General features: G+C 71.4%; 22 protein-coding genes. 9 read left to right on the top strand and 13 right to left on the bottom strand.

The window, feature by feature from the left end:
* Positions 1-12 precede the first annotated feature (12 nt).
* The gene (locus JOC24_RS09685; RefSeq protein WP_205019723.1) at positions 13-1,935 is read right to left on the bottom strand and encodes a hypothetical protein; all 1,923 of its coding nucleotides are present in this window, start codon (positions 1,933-1,935) and stop codon (positions 13-15) included.
* Positions 1,936-2,072: 137 nt separating this feature from the next.
* The gene (locus JOC24_RS09680; protein WP_205019722.1) at positions 2,073-2,618 is read right to left on the bottom strand and encodes a carboxymuconolactone decarboxylase family protein; all 546 of its coding nucleotides are present in this window, start codon (positions 2,616-2,618) and stop codon (positions 2,073-2,075) included.
* Between the two features lie 70 nt (positions 2,619-2,688).
* Here JOC24_RS09680 and JOC24_RS09675 point away from each other — a divergent pair, with 70 nt between their 5' ends.
* Positions 2,689-3,171, top strand: coding sequence for a MarR family winged helix-turn-helix transcriptional regulator (locus JOC24_RS09675; RefSeq protein ID WP_205019721.1), 483 nt, complete (start codon positions 2,689-2,691; stop codon positions 3,169-3,171).
* Between the two features lie 49 nt (positions 3,172-3,220).
* Here JOC24_RS09675 and JOC24_RS09670 read toward each other — a convergent pair whose 3' ends face one another.
* The 4 genes from JOC24_RS09670 to glnII form a co-directional block, all read right to left on the bottom strand.
* Positions 3,221-3,868 carry a LuxR C-terminal-related transcriptional regulator gene (locus JOC24_RS09670; RefSeq protein WP_205019720.1) on the bottom strand — a complete coding sequence of 216 codons (648 nt, stop codon included), beginning with the start codon at positions 3,866-3,868 and terminating at the stop codon, positions 3,221-3,223.
* On the bottom strand, positions 3,853-5,118 hold the full coding sequence (locus JOC24_RS09665; RefSeq protein WP_205019719.1) for a sensor histidine kinase: 1,266 nt from the start codon (positions 5,116-5,118) through the stop codon (positions 3,853-3,855). Before JOC24_RS09665 ends, JOC24_RS09670 begins: the two co-directional genes overlap by 16 nt.
* A gap of 176 nt (positions 5,119-5,294) precedes the next feature.
* Positions 5,295-5,915, bottom strand: coding sequence for a winged helix-turn-helix domain-containing protein (locus JOC24_RS09660; protein WP_205019718.1), 621 nt, complete (start codon positions 5,913-5,915; stop codon positions 5,295-5,297).
* A gap of 381 nt (positions 5,916-6,296) precedes the next feature.
* Entirely contained in the window at positions 6,297-7,331 is a 1,035-nt protein-coding gene (gene glnII, locus JOC24_RS09655; protein ID WP_205019717.1) for a glutamine synthetase, read from the bottom strand.
* 242 nt (positions 7,332-7,573) lie between these two features.
* Between glnII and JOC24_RS09650 the strand changes: the two genes are divergently transcribed.
* Complete coding sequence (locus tag JOC24_RS09650; RefSeq protein WP_205019716.1) at positions 7,574-8,497, top strand: Gfo/Idh/MocA family protein; 924 nt, start codon at positions 7,574-7,576, stop codon at positions 8,495-8,497.
* Between the two features lie 81 nt (positions 8,498-8,578).
* Complete coding sequence (locus JOC24_RS09645) at positions 8,579-8,833, top strand: hypothetical protein (RefSeq protein ID WP_205019715.1); 255 nt, start codon at positions 8,579-8,581, stop codon at positions 8,831-8,833.
* A gap of 62 nt (positions 8,834-8,895) precedes the next feature.
* Here the strand turns inward: JOC24_RS09645 and JOC24_RS09640 are convergent, their stop codons facing one another.
* Positions 8,896-9,255, bottom strand: a complete 360-nt coding sequence (locus JOC24_RS09640) for an arsenate reductase family protein (protein ID WP_205019714.1) — start codon at positions 9,253-9,255, stop codon at positions 8,896-8,898.
* A gap of 120 nt (positions 9,256-9,375) precedes the next feature.
* On the opposite strand from JOC24_RS09640, the gene JOC24_RS09635 reads away from it, so the two are divergent.
* Entirely contained in the window at positions 9,376-9,645 is a 270-nt protein-coding gene (locus JOC24_RS09635; RefSeq protein WP_205019713.1) for a hypothetical protein, read from the top strand.
* Positions 9,646-9,720: 75 nt separating this feature from the next.
* Here the strand turns inward: JOC24_RS09635 and JOC24_RS09630 are convergent, their stop codons facing one another.
* Positions 9,721-9,960, bottom strand: a complete 240-nt coding sequence (locus JOC24_RS09630) for a hypothetical protein (protein ID WP_205019712.1) — start codon at positions 9,958-9,960, stop codon at positions 9,721-9,723.
* Between the two features lie 159 nt (positions 9,961-10,119).
* Between JOC24_RS09630 and JOC24_RS09625 the strand changes: the two genes are divergently transcribed.
* The 4 genes from JOC24_RS09625 (at position 10,120) to JOC24_RS09610 (ending at position 14,645) form a co-directional block, all read left to right on the top strand.
* Positions 10,120-10,926, top strand: a complete 807-nt coding sequence (locus JOC24_RS09625) for a hypothetical protein (RefSeq protein ID WP_205019711.1) — start codon at positions 10,120-10,122, stop codon at positions 10,924-10,926.
* 142 nt (positions 10,927-11,068) lie between these two features.
* Positions 11,069-11,932: a HalD/BesD family halogenase gene (locus JOC24_RS09620; protein WP_205019710.1), complete on the top strand. Its 864-nt coding sequence runs from the start codon at positions 11,069-11,071 to the stop codon at positions 11,930-11,932.
* A 58-nt stretch (positions 11,933-11,990) separates the two neighbouring features.
* Positions 11,991-12,797, top strand: a complete 807-nt coding sequence (locus JOC24_RS09615) for a class I SAM-dependent methyltransferase (RefSeq protein ID WP_205019709.1) — start codon at positions 11,991-11,993, stop codon at positions 12,795-12,797.
* Between the two features lie 36 nt (positions 12,798-12,833).
* A complete protein-coding gene (locus JOC24_RS09610; RefSeq protein WP_205019708.1) occupies positions 12,834-14,645 on the top strand; it encodes a choline/carnitine O-acyltransferase in 1,812 nt (603 codons plus the stop codon).
* Between the two features lie 86 nt (positions 14,646-14,731).
* Here the strand turns inward: JOC24_RS09610 and glnA are convergent, their stop codons facing one another.
* The gene (glnA, locus tag JOC24_RS09605) at positions 14,732-16,141 is read right to left on the bottom strand and encodes a type I glutamate--ammonia ligase (protein WP_205019707.1); all 1,410 of its coding nucleotides are present in this window, start codon (positions 16,139-16,141) and stop codon (positions 14,732-14,734) included.
* A 221-nt stretch (positions 16,142-16,362) separates the two neighbouring features.
* On the opposite strand from glnA, the gene JOC24_RS09600 reads away from it, so the two are divergent.
* Positions 16,363-16,830 (top strand): RDD family protein, encoded by a 468-nt coding sequence (locus JOC24_RS09600; protein WP_205019706.1) that lies wholly within the window; start codon positions 16,363-16,365, stop codon positions 16,828-16,830.
* A gap of 88 nt (positions 16,831-16,918) precedes the next feature.
* Here the strand turns inward: JOC24_RS09600 and JOC24_RS09595 are convergent, their stop codons facing one another.
* From JOC24_RS09595 to lipB, 4 genes are all read right to left on the bottom strand, one after another.
* Positions 16,919-17,626 carry a DUF4191 domain-containing protein gene (locus JOC24_RS09595; RefSeq protein WP_205019705.1) on the bottom strand — a complete coding sequence of 236 codons (708 nt, stop codon included), beginning with the start codon at positions 17,624-17,626 and terminating at the stop codon, positions 16,919-16,921.
* 30 nt (positions 17,627-17,656) lie between these two features.
* The gene (locus JOC24_RS09590; protein ID WP_109879887.1) at positions 17,657-17,857 is read right to left on the bottom strand and encodes an SCO2195 family GlnR-regulated protein; all 201 of its coding nucleotides are present in this window, start codon (positions 17,855-17,857) and stop codon (positions 17,657-17,659) included.
* Between the two features lie 270 nt (positions 17,858-18,127).
* On the bottom strand, positions 18,128-19,096 hold the full coding sequence (gene lipA / locus JOC24_RS09585) for a lipoyl synthase (protein ID WP_205019704.1): 969 nt from the start codon (positions 19,094-19,096) through the stop codon (positions 18,128-18,130).
* A 129-nt stretch (positions 19,097-19,225) separates the two neighbouring features.
* Positions 19,226-20,053, bottom strand: a complete 828-nt coding sequence (lipB, locus tag JOC24_RS09580; RefSeq protein ID WP_205019703.1) for a lipoyl(octanoyl) transferase LipB — start codon at positions 20,051-20,053, stop codon at positions 19,226-19,228.
* Positions 20,054-20,300: the final 247 nt, after the last annotated feature.

Raw genomic sequence — 20,300 nt, 5'->3', positions numbered from 1 at the left:
CCCGCCCCGAGCTCAGCGCAGTGCGCCCGCCCGGCCGCCGTCGCTCAGCAGCCCGTCGAGCCGGGGCCGGTCACCCTCCCTGGCCGGCAGCGCCAGCAGCCGCCCGCTCGCCCGGCCCCGCACGCCTCCGGTCGCGGTCACGGACACGAACTGCCCCGAACCGGCGGCCAGTACGTACCACCGCCCGCCGTCCGACTTCCACAACACACCGGCCAGCACCCGCGGTCTGCGTGTCCCGCAGTCCGGCGAGTCCTCGGAACGGGCCGCGACCGCCCCCGGCGCCCCGGTGCCACCCGACAGCTCGGGCGGTGCATGGAACTGTGCCAGCACCCTGCTGCCCGTACCCCGCCAGGTGTCCGCCCTGGTGCAGAGCCACAGCGCGTTCCCCGCGCCCTCCGGCAGCCGTTGCCTCGCGTACGGCCAGGAGTTCACCGTACGGACGCCGTTGGACCGCATCGCGGGGAGAAGACAGGCGGTGCGCGCCCAGCCCTCCCGCTCGGACCCGCCCGACACGTCGTGCGGAGACCGCGGCGCACCGGAGGTGAGGCGCACGGGCGTGAGTTCACCGAGATCCGTCATCAGGCGGGCCGCGGTGCCGTCCCGCAGCTCGAGGGCCTGCCAGGAACGGCAGTCCGCCCGGCCCCTCGCCTCCGGCTCCGTCAGCGGGTCCGTCACCCCGTGCCGGTCGCGGGGCAACGGCCGGGCCGCCGCGCGTGGTGCGAGCAGGTCCCGCACACCGGCCTCCCGCACCCAGGGCGCGGTCAGATAGCGGATCCGGCCGGCGCGGCGCTGCACCACCAGCGCGCTCGCCGCCACCGCGTCCGCGCCGTCCACCCGGGCGAAGTCCAGGGCGGCGCCCCGGGACGGGTCGGCGTTGCGCGGCTCCGCGTACCGCACGACGCGCAGACCGTCGTGGAACAGGACCACGGCGGCCACGCCGGCCTCACCCGCGTACAGCAGTTGCGGCGGCCCCATCGGAGGACCGTCGGGCGTCCCGGGCGTCGCCGACGTGGCCACCGCCGGTCCCGGCCGCGCCCACGCGGCGAGGGCACGGCCCAGCAGGCCGGTGTCACCGGCCCGGTCACCGCGCGTGGGCCAGACGGTGAAGTCCCTCCGCGTGGAGCTCCGCCAGAGCCGGTCCGGCACCCGGCGCAACGCGGCCGGATCCAGCGCCCGCTGAGCCGTCTCATGGCGAGCGTAGAGCGGCGCGGAGGCGGCGCTCGGGCCGCCCAGGCCGTCCCCCGGCATCAGCAGCAGCGTCCCGCAGACCAGCAGTGCGCCGGCGCCGGCCAGCAGGGTACGCCCGCGCCGCCTGCGGCCCACCGGATCGGTAGGCCTGACCTGCAGGGAGCACGGGTCGAACTCCGGTGAGGACAGCAGCGAGTGGGGCGCCGCGAGCCCGCCCGCCTCCAGCAGCGCCGCCCGAGGGTCGGCGACCCCCGCCGATTCGAGGACCCGGCACACCTCGGCGTCATCCAGCCCTTCGAGCCCGCGCAGCACGTGCGCGGCCCGGCACGGCCCCGACACCCCGGCCAGGGCCTGCTCCAGCGCCAGCTCGTCCGCGCCGCAGGAATGCGGAAACAGCCGCAGCCCCCACACCTGCGGCACCAACGGAGGGAACTGCGCCCGGCGCGGCCGGGCGAACCTGAACAGCGGCAGCCCCGCCTCCAACGCTCCGCTCAGCACCCGCAGTCGCACGTACGCGTAAGCGTCCCCCGGATCCGCCCGTCGCCCGCCGGCCAGAGCCCGCTGCGTCAGCCAGTGGGCCGACAGCACCCGGCGGTTGCGGCCGAGCGAGGGCGCCAGCACGAGGTACGCGATCCGCACGAGCCGGGCGTAGTGCTCGGCGGGGGGCGCGGCCGCTGCCCGCCCCTCCACCACCTGGGCCGCGAACGGGCGGCCGGCGGACGGCGGTACTGCTCGCACTGGGGGCATGTTCAGCTGAACGAGCGAATGATGCGATGGTCACTCCGGCAGGCCGACTGTGCGACAGGGGACAAGCGTGACGTCCCGTACGCAACGCGGGCCCCGCCCGTTCGGAACGCCCGGGAATTCGTCCGGGCGCCGAAGGCTCAGGCAGGTACGGCGCCCACGGGTGCCCCGGTCATCCGGTTGGCCAGCGTCGAGATCGTGTAGACGCCGATGCCGAGGACCACCTCCAGGGCGTTGCGTGCGGTGTAGCCCAGCGACAGGAAGTCCCGGAGCCGGTCGTCGCCGACCGCGCCGGCCGATTCCAGGGCGGCGAGCGTGAACCTGCGGACGCCCTCCAGCCGTTCGTCCGGGAGCGGCTGCTCCTCGTGGGTCCGCAGCGCCGCGACGAGCTCCGGTGAGGCGCCCAGTGACCTGAGTCTCGGCGTGTGCATCTCCACGCAGACGTGGCACTCGTTGCGGGTGGCCATCGTCATGACGACGACCTCGCGCGACAGCGGGTCCAGGGTGCTCGACTCGAAGGTGGCGCTCGCCCGGAGGAAGCCCTCCAGCGTCTCCGGTGACGTGGCCATCCGGGCCACGGCCGACGGCAGCCGACCGCCTTGCTTCCTGGCCGTGGCCTCCATGGTGCGGCGGGCGTCGGGCGGCGCGGAGTCAGGGGTGTGGTCGGGGAAGTACGTTGCGGACATGGTGGGTCCCCTCGCGATAGACTCGACAACGTGATTGTCGAAAAGGTAAACCAGGTTGTCGAGGTGCGCAATGGCTGAGGCGAGGAACGGCGCCGAGGTGGCGGGATTCGAGCTGCCGCTGCTGCTGTTCGCGGGCTTCCGGTCGATCATCGACGCCATGCACCGCGACCTTGCCGCCCACGGCCACCAGGACGTACGCCCGGCCTACGGCTTCGCACTCCAGGCGGTCGGGCGGGACGGGGCGAGCGCCAGTGAGATCGGCCGACGGCTGGGGGTTTCCAAGCAGGCGGCGGGGAAGACGGTCGACAAACTGGAGGGCCTCGGGTACGTGGAACGCGTCGACGACCCCGAGGACGGGCGGCGCAAGCTGGTCAGGCTCACCGCGCGAGGCGTCGACATGCTGGCCAGGTCCGCCGAGGGCTTCGACCGGCTCCGCGCCGAATGGGTCGCGGAACTGGGGGCCGAGCGGGTCGGGGCGATGGAGGCGGACCTCAGGAGGATGGCGCCCGCAGCCGCGTTCCGACTGGACGCCGAGCGCTGGTTCGCCGGCTGAGGGTCCCGGGCCGGGGGACGCGCTCCCGGCCCGGGCGGCGGGCGTGCGGTCAGCCCCGGTCGAGGTAGGCGAGGACCGCGAGCACCCGGCGGTTGTCGTCGTCCGACACGGGCAGGCCGAGCTTGCTGAAGATGTTCGAGGTGTGTTTGGCCACCGCCCGCTCCGTGACCACCATCTGCGCGGCGATCGCCCCGTTCGAACGGCCCTGCGCCATCAGCTCCATGACCTCACGCTCCCGGGGCGTCAGAGCACCCATCGGCTCGTCCACCGACCGCCGCGACAGCAGCTGCGAGATGACCTGCGGATCCATCGCCGTGCCGCCCGCCGCCACCCGGCGCACCGCGTCGATGAACTGGTCGGCGTCGAACACCCGGTCCTTCAGCAGGTAGCCGATGCCGCCGTTGCCGTCTGCCAGCAGCTCCCGGGCGTACAGCTGCTCGACGTGCTGCGACAGGACGAGGACCGGCAAGCCCGGCCGGTCGCGGCGGGCGGTCAGTGCGCACTGGAGGCCCTCGTCCGTGTGGGACGGCGGGAGCCGGACGTCGACGACGGCGACGTCCGGCTTCAACTCCGCCAGGGCCTTCGTCAGTTCGGGTCCGCTCTCGACTGCCGCCGCGATCTCGAAATCGTAGGCTTCCAGCATCCGCACGAGGCCGTCACGGAGCAGGAAGAGATCTTCGGCTAGGACAACGCGCAAGGGATCTCCATGGTCACCATGGTGGGGCCGCCCGCAGGGCTGCTGACGGCCAGTACGCCGTCGAATGTACCCAGCCGCCGTTCGATTCCGCTGAGCCCCGAGCCCGCGCCGATCGACGCGCCGCCCTTGCCGTTGTCCGTGACCGAGATCCGCAGCATCCCCTCGGCGTGGTGCACGTCCACCCACATGCGGTCCGCGCCCGCGTGCTTCACCACGTTCGTCAGGGACTCGCTGACGGCGAAGTACGCCGCCGACTCGACCGGGGCCTCGGCGCGGCCGGGCAGTTCCACGGTCACCTCCGAGGTGATCGGGAGCCGCAGCGCCAGCGCCTTCACCGCGTCCCCCAGCCCGCGCTCGGCGAGCACCGGCGGGTGGATGCCCCGTACGAGGTCACGCAGTTCGGTCAGCGCTTCGGCGGAGGACGTACGCGTCATCGCCAGCAGCTTCTTCGCCTGCGCCGGGTCCTTCTCGATGAGCGCCTCGATGGTGCCGAGGTTCATGCCCATGGCGACCAGCCGGGCCTGCGCGCCGTCGTGCAGGTCCCGCTCGATGCGGCGCAGTTCGGAGGCCGCCGTGTCCACGGCCTCGTGCCGGGTCTCGGTGAGCCGGTCGATGCGCTGCGCGAGTTCCTCCGGGGCGGGCGCCAGCGCCGACCGGGCGAGCACGAAGTGCAGCCGCAGCAGGGGCCGGCTCGCCCGCACACCCACATGGAAGAGGACGACACCGAGGGCCGCCGCGGCCAGCCCCGTCAGCTGGCTGTCGACCGGCACGAACGCGTACCAGTACGTGCTGTCCTCGAACACCCGCCACAGCCCCGCCGCCAGGACGAGCCCCTCCACCGGATAGACCAGCAGCGCCCAGCAGAAGACCAGCAGCACGAAGCCGGCGGTCATGTCGAGCAGCAGCCACCGCAGGTCCCGCCAGGTCGCCGGGTCCTTCAGGATCAGTGTGGTGCGCTCGACCTGACCGGTGAAGCCGTCGCGCACGTCCTTCGGGAACGGCCGGTAGGGGACCGGGATGCGGACGTCCGACCACTGGACCGCGAGCAGCCGGCGCCGGTTGGCGTGCTTGCGCACCGCCTGCGTGAGCCACGGTGTGGTGACCAGACCCACGCCCAGAAGGATGAGGGTGAAGGAGAGCAGCGACAGGATGAAGAGGACGGCCGAGCCCGCGAGGGCCTCGAAGGAGAGGACGAACGCCCGTCCACCGCTCCGCAGCGCGGTCCGTACCCGGCTCTCGGCCGATCTCATGATGGTGTCTCCCCTCACCGGGCCCCACGTCGGATCCCGTTCGGAACCCAGTCTCTCCCGTGCACGAGGGCCGTGGTCAGCCGTTCCGCCACCCGACGGGGGTGTACCTGACACCACCCCCCGGCAACGCCAGGAGGCACCGGATCCGGACCCGGTGCCTGCTGTGTGCGGTGCGATCAGGGCGCGTACTTGTAACCCACGCGCCGCACGGTCTGGATCGACCGGCGGTGTTCGGCGCCCAGCTTGCGGCGGAGCCGGGCCACATGGACGTCGACGGTGCGCCCGTCGCCCACGTGCCCGTAACCCCAGACCGTCGTCACCAGCTGATCGCGGGTGTGCACCCGGTGCGGGTGCGCCACCAGGTGGGCCAGCAGCTCGAACTCGAGGTAGGTGAGGTCGAGGGCGGCACCGTCCACGGCGGCGGTGCGCCGGGTGGAGTCGATCCGCACGGGGCCGCTCACCGGGGCGTCGGCCACGGGCTCCGGCACGAACGCGCGGTGCTGGGCGGACGCGACGGCCCCCGCCGGTGCCGGCTGCTGGTCGGCGGGCACGAGGACCAGGTAACCGACCATCGGCGGACGGCCCGGCAGAGCGGGCAGCGTGTGCTGGGGTGCGGGAAGCCAGGTGGCGCCCGGCGGCAGGAAGCCGGCCACGTCCGCGAGTTCGACGACCTCGTCACGGTCGACGGCACGCAGCCGGTGGCGGTTGGGGGACAGGGCGCTGCGGGGCGAGGCGGCGTCCGCGGCGGAAACCGCTGCGGACGCGGACGCGGTGGAGAGGGTACGGGTGTTCGCCATGAGGGGTCAGCTCTTTCGCGCGAGGAGTCGTCGAGGACGTACGTCGTACGCGCGGGCCGAAGGCCGGGGTGAGGCGGCTTTAGAGGGCCTGCGCGTTCCACGCGCGGCAACACACCCGGTCGAAGTCATGGTGCTGACGGGAGGGCCAGAACGGCTCGAGGTCGCTGCGACCCGACGCGGTGCACTGGAAGCTGGCCATGCCCCCATTGAAGCAGAGATCGGAGCCGTGCAGCAGGGTTCTCTCACCCGTCGATACGGACCGCTGTGTCTGGTTCCTCACGGCCGCCTTCCGTACCGCCGGTCCTGGACGCTCCCGAACGGCCGGGCACGCCGAAGGGGCGCCCGCACGCGGACGCCCCTTCGTGCCGAGCCGGTGACGGATCAGACCTGGCCGGCCTTCTCCAGCGCGGTGCAGCAGGTGTCGACGATCAGCCGCGTGACCACGTACGGGTCGACGTTGGCGTTCGGACGGCGGTCCTCGATGTAGCCCTTCCGGTCCTGCTCGACCTGCCACGGGATGCGGACCGAGGCGCCGCGGTCGGAGACCCCGTAGCTGTACTCGTTCCACGGGGCGGTCTCGTGCAGGCCGGTCAGCCGGTCGTCGATGCCCGCGCCGTAGTTCTTGACGTGGTCCATCGGCTTCGAGCCCTCGCCGAGCGACTCGGCCGCGGTGATGATCGCCTCGTAGCCCTCGCGCATCGCCTTCGTCGAGAAATTGGTGTGCGCGCCCGCGCCGTTCCAGTCGCCCTTGACCGGCTTCGGGTCCAGGGTCGCGGAGACGTTGAAGTCCTCGGCGGTGCGGTAGAGCAGCCAGCGGGCGATCCACAGGTGGTCGGAGACCTCCAGCGGCGAGACCGGGCCGACCTGGAACTCCCACTGGCCGGGCATGACCTCGGCGTTGATGCCGGAGATGGCGAGGCCCGCCGCGAGGCAGTTGTCCAGGTGCTTCTCGACGATGTCACGGCCGAAGATCTCGTCGGAGCCCACACCGCAGTAGTAACCGCCCTGCGCGGCGGGGAAGCCCCCCTCGGGGAAGCCGAGCGGACGGTGCCCGTCGAAGAACGTGTACTCCTGCTCGATGCCGAAGATCGGCTCCTGGCCCGCGAACTGCTCGGCGACCGGGCGCAGCGAGGCACGGGTGTTGGACTCGTGCGGAGTCATGTCGATGTTGAAGACCTCGCACAGGACGAGGATGTCGTCACCGCCGCGGATCGGGTCCGGACACGCGAAGACCGGCTTGAGGACCCGGTCGGACGCGTGGCCCTCGGCCTGGTTGGTGCTCGAACCGTCGAAGCCCCAGATGGGCAGATCCGCCGCGCGCTGCGAGGGGCTGCCGGCCATGATCTTCGTCTTGGAGCGAAGCTTGGCGGTCGGCTCGGTGCCGTCGATCCAGATGTACTCAGCCTTGAACGTCACGGACGCCATCCTTTGCGGGTGCTGCGGTCTGTGGTGCGCAGCTTCGCAAGACGCGATTTCCCGACCGTTGCCCGAATGTGAACCCGGTGTTACCGAGGTTTCCCGAGGATGTCGCACGGCAGGTCCCCACCGCTCCGGGGCGTCTCACCCTGCGGCGCACCGGATGCGTTCCGGCCCGAGCCGTCCCGGGGCCGCCCCGCCTCCCGGCCGTTGCCGTCCCTGCGGCCGGGCAGACTGGCGGCATGACCACACACGACTCCTCCGCCCTGCCGCTGCGCATCGGCCTCGTCGGGGCAGGCCCCTGGGCACGCCGGACCCACGCCCCCGCCCTCGCCGCCCACCCCGGGGTCGTACTCAGCGGTGTCTGGGGCCGCCGTGCCGAGGCGGCCGAGGCGCTCGCCGCCGCCCACGGCACCGAGGCGCACACCGGTGAGGCGGGTTTCGACGCGCTCCTGGCCACGAGCGACGCGGTGGCCTTCGCCGTCCCTCCGGACGTCCAGGCGCCCCTGGCCGCCCGGGCCGCCGGCGCGGGACGGCACCTGCTGCTGGACAAACCGGTCGCCACCACCGTGGCGGCGGCGCGCGGGGTCGCCGACGCGGCCGAGCGGGCCGGGGTCGCCTCCGTGGTCTTCTGCACCCTGCGGTTCGCCCGAGGCACGGCCCCGTGGATCGCCGAACAGGCCGCGTCGGGCGGTTGGTTCACAGCCCGCGCGGCGTGGATCGGCGCACTCTTCGCCCCGGGAACGGACAACGAGTTCGCCGCCTCGCCCTGGCGCCGCGAGAAGGGGGGCCTGTGGGACGTGGGCCCGCACGCGCTCTCGGTCCTGATCCCCGTCCTGGGGGACGTGACGGAGGTGGTCGCGGCCCGCGGGCCCGCCGACGCCGTCCATCTGCTGCTCCGGCACACCTCGGGGGCGTCGAGCACGGTGACGCTGGCCCTGGACGCTCCCGCGGGCGCGGCGGGCACCGAGGTCGAGTTCCGGGGCGAGACGGGGGTGTCCGCCCTCCCGGAGGGAGGCGGCGACGCGCTCGGCGCGTTCCGGGCGGCCGTGGACGCGCTGTCCGAGGCCGCCCGCACAGGGGTGGCGCACCCCTGCGACGTACGGTTCGGGCTCAGGCTCACGGAGGTGCTCGCGCGGGCCGAGGCCGAGCTGGGGCGAGCCTGACCCGCACGCCGTCACCCCGGGCAGCCCCTGAACAGCCGGCAGGGGGTGTCGACGACCGGAGCGGGGAAAGGACGGGGCGCGGTGTCGAACAGGGTGTCCCGCGACTACGACTTCGGCCTCCTGCCGGGCGGGGCCGCCGCCGTCGGTCTCGGCGTCGCGGCCCTTCCGGTACCGGCGATGCCGTTCGGGACAATGCTCCGGATCGGCCCCGGGTGGAGGACGGGCCCCGAGGAGAGGGCACGGACCGCCGCGGGCAGGGCGAGCCGGAGCCGTCAGCCGACCTCCGCAAGCGGCGCACGGCGCCGGCGGAAGAAGGCCGAGCGGCCCGGCTCCTGAGCGGGACCGGCGCGCTCGCCCGGTGCGTGCGGAGCCGGATCAGGCTCGGTCCGAGCCCTCGCTCAGCGCCCCAGAGCGTCCCGTACGGCCTCGTCCGACCTGGCCACCACCGCCGAACCGTCCTGCGCGGTGATGATCGGCCGCTGGATCAGCTTCGGGTGTTCCGCCAACGCCGTGATCCACCGCTCGCGCGAACCGGCGTCCTTCGGCCAGCCCTCGACCCCGAGTTCCGCTGCCTCCGCCTCCTGGGTGCGGGTGATGTCCCACGGCTCCAGCCCGAGGCGGTCGAGTACGGCCCGGATCTCCTCGGGGGACGGCACGTCCTCCAGGTAACGGCGGACGGTGTAGTCGGCGCCCTCGGCGTCGAGCAGGCTCACCGCGCTGCGGCACTTGGAACAGGCGGGATTGATCCAGATCTCCATGTGGCCCAGAGTACCGGGAGGGAACCTCGAAATAGCCTCTGGCCAGGGGCGATTGTCAGTGATGGGCAGTAGAATAGGGGGAGTTCGTGAGGGTTCCACCACCGTGCCAGGAGGTTGCCGATGGCCGTTGCCACAGTCACGACCGAGCCGCTCCACAAGCCGCTGCGGAAGAAGCCGCTCCCCGCGGGCCGGCCCCGCGAGTGGTACGTCTCCCACAACCGCCGCCTGAAGGCCATGCGCCTGGCGATCGCCCTGCTCGACACCGGCGTGTACCAGCCGTCGAGCGCCGACAACCGCCGTATCCGTGCGACGGCGGACCGCCTCGCCATCCACCCGCCGTCCGACACCACCTGCCGCATGGTCCGCGCACTGATCCGCCACGGCCGCTGACACGACCGCCCGTGCCCCGGGGAACTCCGGGGCACGGGTACGGCCTCTCAGCCCCGTCCGGCGACGGCCTCGGACTCAGAAGCCGCTGCAGGTCGCAGTGGCGAACGCCCCGGACGCCGTGGACGTGCGAGACGCGTCGTCGTCCACCGTCACCGAGCACACCACCTTGCCGCCCGACTCCCCGAGCACGACGACCAGGGTGCCGCCTCGTGCGAAGCCCTTGGTGTCCACGTCCTTCGTCCACGGCAGACGCTTCGAGGTCACCTGGCTCGTCGACACTTCGCCGCCGCGACAGGTGCTGTAGGTGATGGACACGTCCTTCGCCGTCCCCGTCACCTTGTGGCGGACCCGGACCGTGCGATCCGCGGGTGCTGAGGCCGGCTCATAGCACCCGGAGTCGGTCCGCCCGGCCGGGTCCGCCACCGCACGGCCCTCCCACTCGGGGTGCCGGCGACGCCTGCGAGACTGCACGCCATGTCTCTCGCCGACCTGACCCTCGCCCGCTGGCGGACCCTGGACACGGCCGCCGCCGGGCGCCACGCCGAGGAAGCCGCCCGGCGGGCGGGCGGCCGCCTCCTGCGGTTGGACACCTCCCCGCACCCCGGCGGTGTCGGTCACAATGCGGTCATCGAGCGGAGCGGTGAGCTGTACACCCTGGTCCCCGGGGGCGAGGTGACCGTCGGCTTCGACGTCGACGCCTGGCAGCCGCTGCCCGAGCAGCTCGTCTCCTACCGTGAGGAGAGCCTCGCGGGCGGCTTCGGCTTCGAGACGGACCCGCGCGCACATCTCGCGCGGGTGATGACCCCGCCGCGTACGGTCGTCCTGCCCGCAGTACTGATGGCGGTGGAGCCCAGAAAGCTCCCCGAAGTACCCGCGCTGGTCGCGGAGGTGCTCGCCGTGGACGGTCTGCGCCTGCCTCGCCCCGACGAGTGGGAGCACGCCTGCGGAGCCGGCGCCCGCACGCTGTTCCGCTGGGGCGACGCCTTCCCGGCCGACGTGTCCCCCTACGGCGACGGGCAGGGCCCCCACCGCCTGCCGAACGCCTTCGGACTGCACCTCGGCTTCGACGTCTACGGCAGCGCCGAGATGACCTCCGATCCGGGCTCCGTATACGGCGGTGACGGGGGAGAGGCGGCCTGCGGCGGCTACGGCACGCTGCTCGAATGGCTGCCGCTGGCCACCGCCAACCGCAATCCCTCCACCGCCGAATTCCTCGAAGGTCCCGAGGGGGAGGACATGTTCGAGGACTTCAACGCACGTCCCGTCATCGACCTGGACTGACCGGACACGGCCGGAAACGGCCCTGACCACTGCCCGAGCGGTCCGGAAGTGTGACGAGTCACAGACAACACAGCGGCGCTGTGGGAACTTCAACTCTGTTACTCGTCAGTTGAGTTACCGACGTGCGCGTGGAGAGGGTCGTATGAGCACTCTGCAAGCCATCACGCTCGACCAGGTGGTCGACACGGACCGCTACCCCTTGTCGGACCCCGGAAGCGCCGAAGTCCGGTCGGTGGTGGCACGTGCGAGACACGAACTCGCCACGGTCGGCTGCACCGTACTGCCGGACTTCGTCCGCCCGTCGCTCCACAGGACGCTGCGCGAGGAATGCGCCGCCCTCGCGCCCCAGGCGTACTACGACGTCGAGACGGTCAACGTCTACAACATCCCCGTGGACGCGGACCTCCCCGAGAACCACCCCGGCCGCCGCACCCTCCAGCGCGGCAACGCGTTCGTCGCACGCGACCGCATCCCCCGGGGGGCCCTGATCGCCCGGCTCTACGGGCACACGCTGTTCCAGCGGCTCGTCGCCGAATGCTTCGGACTGCCGCACCTGCACGAGCTCGCCGACCCGCTGTCCGGGCTCGTGCTCAACGTCGTACGTCCCGGCATGGAACACCCCTGGCACTTCGACACCAACGAGTACACCGTCAGCATGCTCACCCAACAGGCTGCGGCGGGTGGTGAGTTCGAGTACTGCCCGAACATCAGGTCCGCCGAGGACGAGCGCTTCGACGACGTCCGCGACGTACTGGACGGCAGGACCCGGGGCGACCGGCTGCCACTCCGGCCGGGCGACCTCCAGCTGTTCAAGGGCCGCTACTCGCTGCACCGCGTCAGTCCCGTCCAGGGCGACGTCGCACGACACTGTGCGATCTTCGCCTACAGCGAGCGCCCCGGTGTCATCGGGAGCGTGGCACGGACCCGGCAGCTCTTCGGACGTGTCCTGCCCGAACACCTGGCCGCCGAAGGACGGGCCGTACGGAGCGACCGGCTGCTGGACTGACGACGGCCCCGCGCAGACAGATCCCGCACCGCACGCCACCCACCAAGGAGCAGCCCCCTTGCGTCTCGACGCGTCCGGAAAAGTCTCGCTGGACCACATCTACACCGCGCCAGACCCGCGCACGTACTTCCAGGTGCTCCGCCCGCTCGGCTACCGCGTCCCCCAACTGGCCAAGCCCTACTTCGAGAAGCTCATCAAGGAGTACCGGGAGACCGAACAGGTCCCGCTCCCGCGCGTGCTGGACATCGGCTGCTCCTACGGGATCAACGCCGCCCTGCTGAAGTACGACCTCACCATGGACGAGCTGTACGCGCGCTACGACGGCACCGGCCCCGCCTCCCGTGCCGGACTGCTGGCACGCGACCAGGACCTCTCCCGCTCCCGAAGCCCCGCGCACGGACTCCGCTTCACCGGCCTGGACGCCTCCACCGGCGCACTGGCCTACGCGCACGAGGCCGGATTCCTCGACGACACCGTCAACGCGGACCTGGAGTCGGACGACCCCACCCCCGCGCAGCGGGACCTGCTCGCCGGGACGGACCTGGTGATCTCCACGGGATGCATCGGCTACGTCACCGAACGCACCCTCACACGCGTCGTCCGCGCACAGGACGGCCACCTCCCCTGGATGGCGCACTTCGTGCTGCGGATGTTCCCCTTCGAGCCCGTCGAGGCAGCCCTGGCCGAGCTGGGCTACCGGACGGCCCGGGTCGACGAGGTCTTCAAACAGCGGCGGTTCGCGGGCCCGCAGGAACAGCGGGGCGTCCTGGACAGCCTGGCCGCAGCCGGCGTGGACGCGTGCGGCCTCGAGGAGGACGGCTGGCTCTACGCTCAGCTCTATCTCTCCAGGCCGCAGCACAGGTAGCCCCTCCCATCCCCACTCACCGAGAAGAGAGCCGCATTGAACGTCAGCCAGGAAGCAGCATCCGACGCGACCTTCGCCCGTGAGGGCGGCCTCCCGCGCGTGCCGCTGCCCACGCTCGAAGCCAGCTGCGAGAGGTTCCTCGCCTGGTGCGCGCCACTGCTGAACGCAGAGGAGCTGGCGGCGACGGAGGCCGAGGTCACCGCCTTCCTGCGGCCCGGCGGCCCCGGCCGGACCCTGCACGAGGCACTGGAGGAGTACGACGCGACGGAGGGTGTGCACAGCTGGCTCGACACCTTCTGGCCGTACCGCTACCTCGGCCGCCGGGACCGGATCGCGCTCAACGCCAACTTCTTCTTCCTGTTCCAGGACACCGGTCAGGGACAGCTCGAACGGGCGGCCGGCCTCGTCGCGGGCGCGCTGCACTACAAGCGGCAGCTCGACGAGGGGCTGATCGCGCCGGTCGAGCAGCGCGGCGTACCCCAGTCGATGGTGCAGAACGCGTACCTCTTCTCCACGACCCGCATTCCCGGTGTGCCGCTGGACACGGTGCGCGCCCCGTACAGCGAGCAGGCGCCCGGACCGTCCACGGCCCGGCACATCGTGGTGTTCTTCCGGGGCACCATGTTCCGGCTCGACGTGCTCGGCCCGGACGGTGTCCCGCACCGTCTCGACGAGATCGAGGCCGGGCTGCGCGCCGTCACCAAGGCAGACGTCCACACGGCGGAGGAGGACCGGGCGGGACACCTCACCACCATGGCGAGGGCGGAGTGGGCGGCCGCCCGCGCGTCCCTCGTCGACGGCCACCCCGCCAACGCCCGGACACTGGACGACATCGAGACCGCCCTCTTCTGCGTCTGCCTGGAGGACTTCGCACCCGAGGACACCCAGGCCGCCTGCGACGAACTGCTCCACGGGGACCGCGGCAACCGCTGGTTCGACAAGGCCGTCTCCTTCGTCGTCTACGCCGACGGCCGGGCCGGCATCAACGTCGAGCACTGCGAGCTGGACGGGACGACCGTCCTCAGCTTCACCGACGCCCTGCTCGGCACCCCGCCCGACGAGCACTCCCTCCGCTCCGGGGCGCGTGCCCAGGGCGTGCCGGTGCCGCGACCGCTGGCCTTCGGCCTGGACGCGTCCCTCCAGGCGCAGGTGCGCTCTGCCGCCGAGGCGTTCGCCGCGTACGGGAACGACACCGCCACCCGCACCGTGTCGTTCGGCGATTTCGGCAGCTCGGCGGCCAAGGCGCTCGGAGTGTCCCCGGACGCCTTCGTCCAGGCCGCCTACCAGCTGGCCCACCAGCGGGCCAAGGGCCACCTGGGCGCCACCTACGAGTCCATCGCCACCCGCCAGTACCGCCACGGACGTACCGAGGCGATGCGCGTCATCACCCCCGAGATGCCCGCCTTCGTCGCGGCGATGGACGATCCCGCCGCCGACCGCGATACGCGCCGCGCCGCCTTCCGGGCCGCCGCGTCCGCCCATGTGACCCGCGCGAAGGAATGCCAGACGGGTCAGGCCCCCGAGCAGCACCTCTGGGAGCTGGAGCTCATCCAGCGCCGCCGCGGCACCGCGCTCGGCATCACCGAACAGCCCGCCCTCTACCGCTCCCCGGGCTGGCTCACCATGCGGGACGACTACCTGAGCACCAGCTCGGCCCCGTCCGAGAACATCCAGTACTTCGGCTTCGGCTCGACGAGCAGCAAGTGCATCGGCGTCGCCTACGTCCTGCTGCCGGACCGCTTCAACCTCTACCTGAGCACCCCGCGCGCGGTGGCGGACCAGATGCACGCCTTCGCGGAACACCTCCGCGAGGCCGTCGCCGAACTGCGCGGACTGCTCGCGGACTGACCGAGCGACCCGCAGCCCCCGGGCACGCCGAAGGCCGACGCCCCGAACGGGACGGCGGCCTTCGGCGTGCTGTGAACTCGTGATCCCTAGAGGTCGAAGTACAGCTCGAACTCGTGCGGGTGCGGGCGCAGCTGGATCGGGGCGATCTCGTGGGTGCGCTTGTAGTCGATCCACGTCTCGATCAGGTCGGGCGTGAAGACGCCGCCGGCCTGGAGGTACTCGTGGTCGGCCTCGAGCGCGTCGAGGACCGCCGGGAGCGAGGTCGGGACCTGCTGGACGCCCGCGTGCTCCTCGGGAGCCAGCTCGTAGAGGTCCTTGTCGATCGGCTCCGGGGGCTCGATCTTGTTCTTGACGCCGTCCAGGCCGGCCATCAGGAGGGCCGAGAACGCCAGGTACGGGTTCGAGGACGGGTCGGGGGCACGGAACTCGACGCGCTTGGCCTTCGGGTTGGAGCCCGTGATCGGGATACGCATCGCGGCGGAGCGGTTGCGCTGCGAGTACACCATGTTGACCGGGGCCTCGAAGCCCGGGACCAGGCGGTGGTAGGAGTTCACCGTCGGGTTGGTGAACGCCAGCAGCGACGGGGCGTGCTTCAGGATGCCGCCGATGTAGTAGCGCGCCATGTCCGAGAGGCCCGCGTAGCCCTGCTCGTCGTAGAACAGCGGGGAGCCGCCGGACCACAGGGACTGGTGGACGTGCATGCCCGAGCCGTTGTCACCGAAGATCGGCTTCGGCATGAAGGTCGCGGTCTTGCCGTTGCGCCACGCGACGTTCTTCACGATGTACTTGAAGAGCATCAGGTCGTCGGCCGCGGCGAGCAGCGTGTTGAACTTGTAGTTGATCTCGGCCTGGCCGGCGGTGCCGACCTCGTGGTGCTGGCGCTCGACCTGGAGGCCGTTCTTGTCCAGCTCCATGGAGATCTCGGCGCGCAGGTCGGCGAAGTGGTCGACCGGCGGGGTCGGGAAGTAGCCGCCCTTGTAGCGGACCTTGTAACCCCGGTTGTTCTCGACCGCACCGGTGTTCCAGGCGCCGGCCTCGGAGTCGATGTGGTAGAAGCTCTCGTTCGCCGACGTCTGGAAGCGGACGTTGTCGAAGACGTAGAACTCGGCCTCGGGACCGAAGTACGCGGTGTCGGCGATGCCGGTCGAGGCGAGGTAGGCCTCGGCCTTCTTGGCCACGTTCCGCGGGTCACGGCTGTACTGCTCGCCGGTGATCGGGTCGTGGATGAAGAAGTTGACGTTCACCGTCTTGTCGCGGCGGAACGGGTCGACACGGGCCGTGGACAGGTCCGCGCGGAGCGCCATGTCCGACTCGTGGATGGCCTGGAAGCCGCGGATCGACGAGCCGTCGAAAGCCAGTTCCTCGGCCGGGTCGAAGGTCGCTGCCGGGATCGTGAAGTGCTGCATCACACCCGGCAGGTCGCAGAACCGGACGTCGACGAACTTGACGTCGTTGTCGGCGATGTACTTCTGGACTTCGTCGGCGTTCTGGAACATCCAACTCCTCCTACTCCCGACCCGGGAAAGGGCGGGGTTGCAGCTCGTCTGTGCGGCCAGTGCGGTGGCACACGCTGGACCGACCATAGGCAGACGGCATTTCTCCAGCATGACCCATTTGTTTCGCACAAGTTAACCAGCCCGGTTGCGGGCGGCACCTCAGCGACGTGTTCCGTGCCCCGCCCGGCCAGGTGCAAACGTGGGCGCAGTACCGTGGACGGGTGGACAACAGGCAAGCAATCGGATCGTGGCTCTCGGGGCCGCGCGCGGCCGCCGAGCAGATGGGCGCCGACTTCGGTTACCGGGGCGAACGCCTCGGTCTGCCCCAGGAGGGCCCGGGGTCCGTCGCCCCGCTCGGCCGGCGCTTCGGGGCACTCTTCATCGACTGGGCCCTGTGCATGGTCATCGCATACGGGCTGCTCGCTCGCGGTGACCAGCAGGCGGCCGGCAACTGGGCGCTCGCCGTCTTCCTCGTCATGAGCCTCCTGACGGTCACAACCGTGGGTTCCACCCCGGGCAAGCGGATCCTGGGCCTGCGGGTCATCGCCGAGGACGGCGGACGGCTCGGCGTCGTGCGGGTCGTCCTGCGGAGCGTGCTCCTCCTCCTGGTGATCCCGGCCCTCGTCTGGGACCGCGACAGCCGCGGCCTCCACGACCGGCTGGCACGCGCCGTCCAGGTCCGCATCTGAGACACGACCCACGGACAGCGGACACGAGCGAGGAGCGGCCCCGGACGAGTACACCGTCCGGGGCCGCTCCTCGCCGTGCTCTGCGCGGTCAGCGCATCTTTCCGCCGCGCGGCATCCGCATGCCCTTCGGCATGGGCCCCTTCGGCAGCGGCATGTTGCTCATCAGATCGCCCATCGCCCGCAGCCGGTCGTTGGCGGCGGTCACCTGCGGGCCGGTCAGGACCCGCGGAAGCTTCAGCATCGTGGTGCGCACCTTCTTCAGCGGCACCTGGCCCTCGCCGTCACCGACGATGATGTCGTGCACCGGCACGTCGATGACGATGCGGGCCATCCGCCTCTTCTCGGCGGCCAGCAGGCTCTTCACCCGGTTCGGGTTGCCCTCGGCCACCAGGACGATCCCCGCCTTGCCGACCGCCCGGTGGACGACGTCCTGGCTGCGGTTCATCGCGACGGCCGGGGTGGTGGTCCACCCGCGGCCCACCCGGTCCAGCACCGCCGCGGCGGCGCCGGGCTGCCCCTCCATCTGACCGAAGGCCGCGCGCTCGGCACGCCGTCCGAAGATGATCGCCATCGCGAGGAAGGCCAGGACGAAGCCCAGGATTCCCGCGTAGACAGGGTGACCGATCAGGAAACCGATGGCGAGGAGGACACCGAAGGTGATGATTCCCACACCCGCGACGACGAGACCCACCTTCGGGTCCGACCGCCTGGTCATCTTGTAGGTCAGGGCGATCTGCTTGAGCCGCCCCGCGTTCTCGGCGCTGTCCGCGCCGTCAGTGTTTGCCTTCCTCGCCATGTACCGAAGTTTACGTGGCCCGGGAGTCACCTAGGAACGGTGGTCGGCCACAGCCTTGAGCACATGCTCCGCCTCGACCCGGTCCTGAGCCCTGCGGCGGTCCTCGAGGACCGCCGTCCAGGCGTTGCGGCGGGCGGTGCGCTGGCCGCTGCTCATCAACAGCGACTCGACCGCGCGGAGCGCGGTGGTGACGGTCGGGATGGTGTTGGCTCGAACCGGTGCGGCGTGCATCTTGGGTGTTCCCCCTCGGAGCGGATGCGCGCGTCCGGCGCGCACTGGGTAGCGGGAAGCAATGACGACGGGGGCTGCGGGAGCCACCGCGTATGTACCTAGGGTCACTGCTCGGTGTTACCAGTGCATGACCGGTCGGTCAAACACCAATGAAACTCTGATTTCGGTGCCGCGCACGCCGACGCGGCCCATACGGGCCCCCGACCTGCGGAGGACGTACGGACCGCGTCGCTGCGGCTATTACTGTTCAGTAATCTCTTGTGCGCCGATTCACACCGCGGACGCGGCCTCGGTGACCGCGCCGCGCCGCTCCATCGCCTGCTGGAAGAGGCGTCCCGCGCGGTACGAGGAACGCACCAGCGGCCCCGACATGACGCCGGAGTAACCGATCGCGTCGGCCTCGTCCTTCAGCTCCACGAACTCGTGCGGCTTCACCCAGCGCTCGACGGGGTGGTGCCGCGCGGAGGGCCGCAGGTACTGCGTAATCGTGATGAGCTCGCAACCCGCGTCGTGCAGGTCCTGGAGCGCCTCGCTGACTTCCTCGCGGGTCTCGCCCATGCCGAGGATCAGGTTGGACTTCGTCACCAGGCCGGCCTCACGGGCCCGGGTGATGACCTCGAGGGAGCGCTCGTAGCGGAAGCCGGGCCGGATCCGCTTGAAGATCCGCGGGACCGTCTCGACGTTGTGCGCGAGGACCTGGGGGCGCGAGGAGAAGACCTCGGCGAGCTGCTCGGGCTCCGCGTTGAAGTCGGGGATGAGCAGCTCCACCTTCGTGGCGCCGCTCTCCCGTCCCGCTGTCTGGGCGTGGATCTGGCGCACGGTCTCCGCGTACAGCCACGCGCCGCCGTCCTCCAGGTCGTCGCGTGCGACGCCGGTGATCGTGGCGTAGTTCAGGTCCATCTTCACGACGGACTCGCCCACGCGGCGGGGCTCGTCACGGTCCAGCGCCTGCGGCTTGCCCGTGTCGATCTGGCAGAAGTCGCAGCGCCGGGTGCACTGGTCGCCACCGATGAGGAACGTCGCCTCGCGGTCCTCCCAGCACTCGTAGATGTTCGGACAGCCCGCCTCCTGGCACACGGTGTGCAGGCCCTCGCCCTTCACGAGCGCCTGCATCTTCGTGTACTCGGGGCCCATCTTCGCCCGGGTTTTGATCCACTCGGGCTTGCGCTCGATGGGGGTCTGGCTGTTTCGGACCTCCAGGCGCAGCATCTTGCGCCCGTCGGGTGCGACACCGGACACTCCGGCACCCCTTTGCTTTCGCTGCATTGGATTCTTCGGCGAACACCAGGGTACGCCCGTGGTTAGAACGGTCTTGCGTATGGCCAACCTGTGGCCGACAGGCCCTATTCCGACGGGCCGCGGGGGCACTCAGGCGGGCGCCGCCGTCCTCGGGGTCTCCGGGGCCGTCGGAGCCTCGACGGGACGGGGCGCGAGCTCCGCGTTCTCGAGGACGTCCCGCAGGTGCTTCTCGGCGACCGGGAGGACATCCGCGATCGTGATCTCGCGGCCCGCTTCGTACGAGAGCGAGGTCACGCCCGCGTCCCGGATGCCGCACGGCACGATCCTGTCGAACCAGGTGTTGTCCGGGTTCACGTTCAGTGCGAAGCCGTGCATGGTCACGCCCTTGGCGACCCGGATGCCGATCGCGGCCAGCTTGCGGTCCTCGCGGCGCTGGCCGGCGTTGGACGGTGCGTACTCGGGGCCGTTCAGCCGGGGGTCGAACTCCTCGTCGTGCAGCCGGGGGTCGAAGTCCAGCGAGAGACCTCCGAGCGCGGGGCGGTCCACGACCGGGTCGCCGAGGACCCAGACGCCGCTGCGGCCCTCGACCCGGCTGGTCCGCACGCCGAACTCGGCCGCCGTGAGGATCAGGGCGTCCTCGAGGCGGCGGACATGGGCGACCACGTCCACCGGCCGGGGCAGCCTCATGATCGGGTAGCCGACGAGCTGTCCCGGGCCGTGCCAGGTGATCTTCCCGCCGCGGTCGACGTCGATGACGGGGGTGCCGTCCAGCGGGCGTTCGCTGTCCGTGGTGCGCCGCCCCGCCGTGTAGACGGGCGGGTGCTCGAGGAGCAGGCACGTGTCGGGGACGGTGTCCTCGAACCGGGCGGCGTGCACCTCGCGCTGCTTCTGCCATGCCTCTTGGTAGTCGACCGCCTCCTCGCCGAATCCCAGACGGACGAACCGCAGCTCACTCACTCGGGTGCCTCCCTACTCGCGGTGCCGCAGGGCCGGGGGGTGTCCCCGGAGTCACGTCACCATGCACTGATGTGCGCCCCCGGCCACTGTACGACCGCCCCGGAGGGCGAAGCCGGGCAGGTTGTGCGCGGGTGGATTCCGTCAGTGATCCGACAATTCTCACACGATCGGATGAATGTGGAGCGAAGGTCGTCGGCGCCGCCCCCCGGCCGGTTAAATTCGCGCCGTTCCATGACGGGCTCGCCCG

The sequence above is a fragment of the Streptomyces sp. HB132 genome, assembly GCF_016909575.1.
In the GTDB taxonomy this organism is placed as follows: Bacteria; Actinomycetota; Actinomycetes; order Streptomycetales; family Streptomycetaceae; genus Streptomyces.
This window is presented reverse-complemented; position numbering and strand designations above follow the sequence as displayed.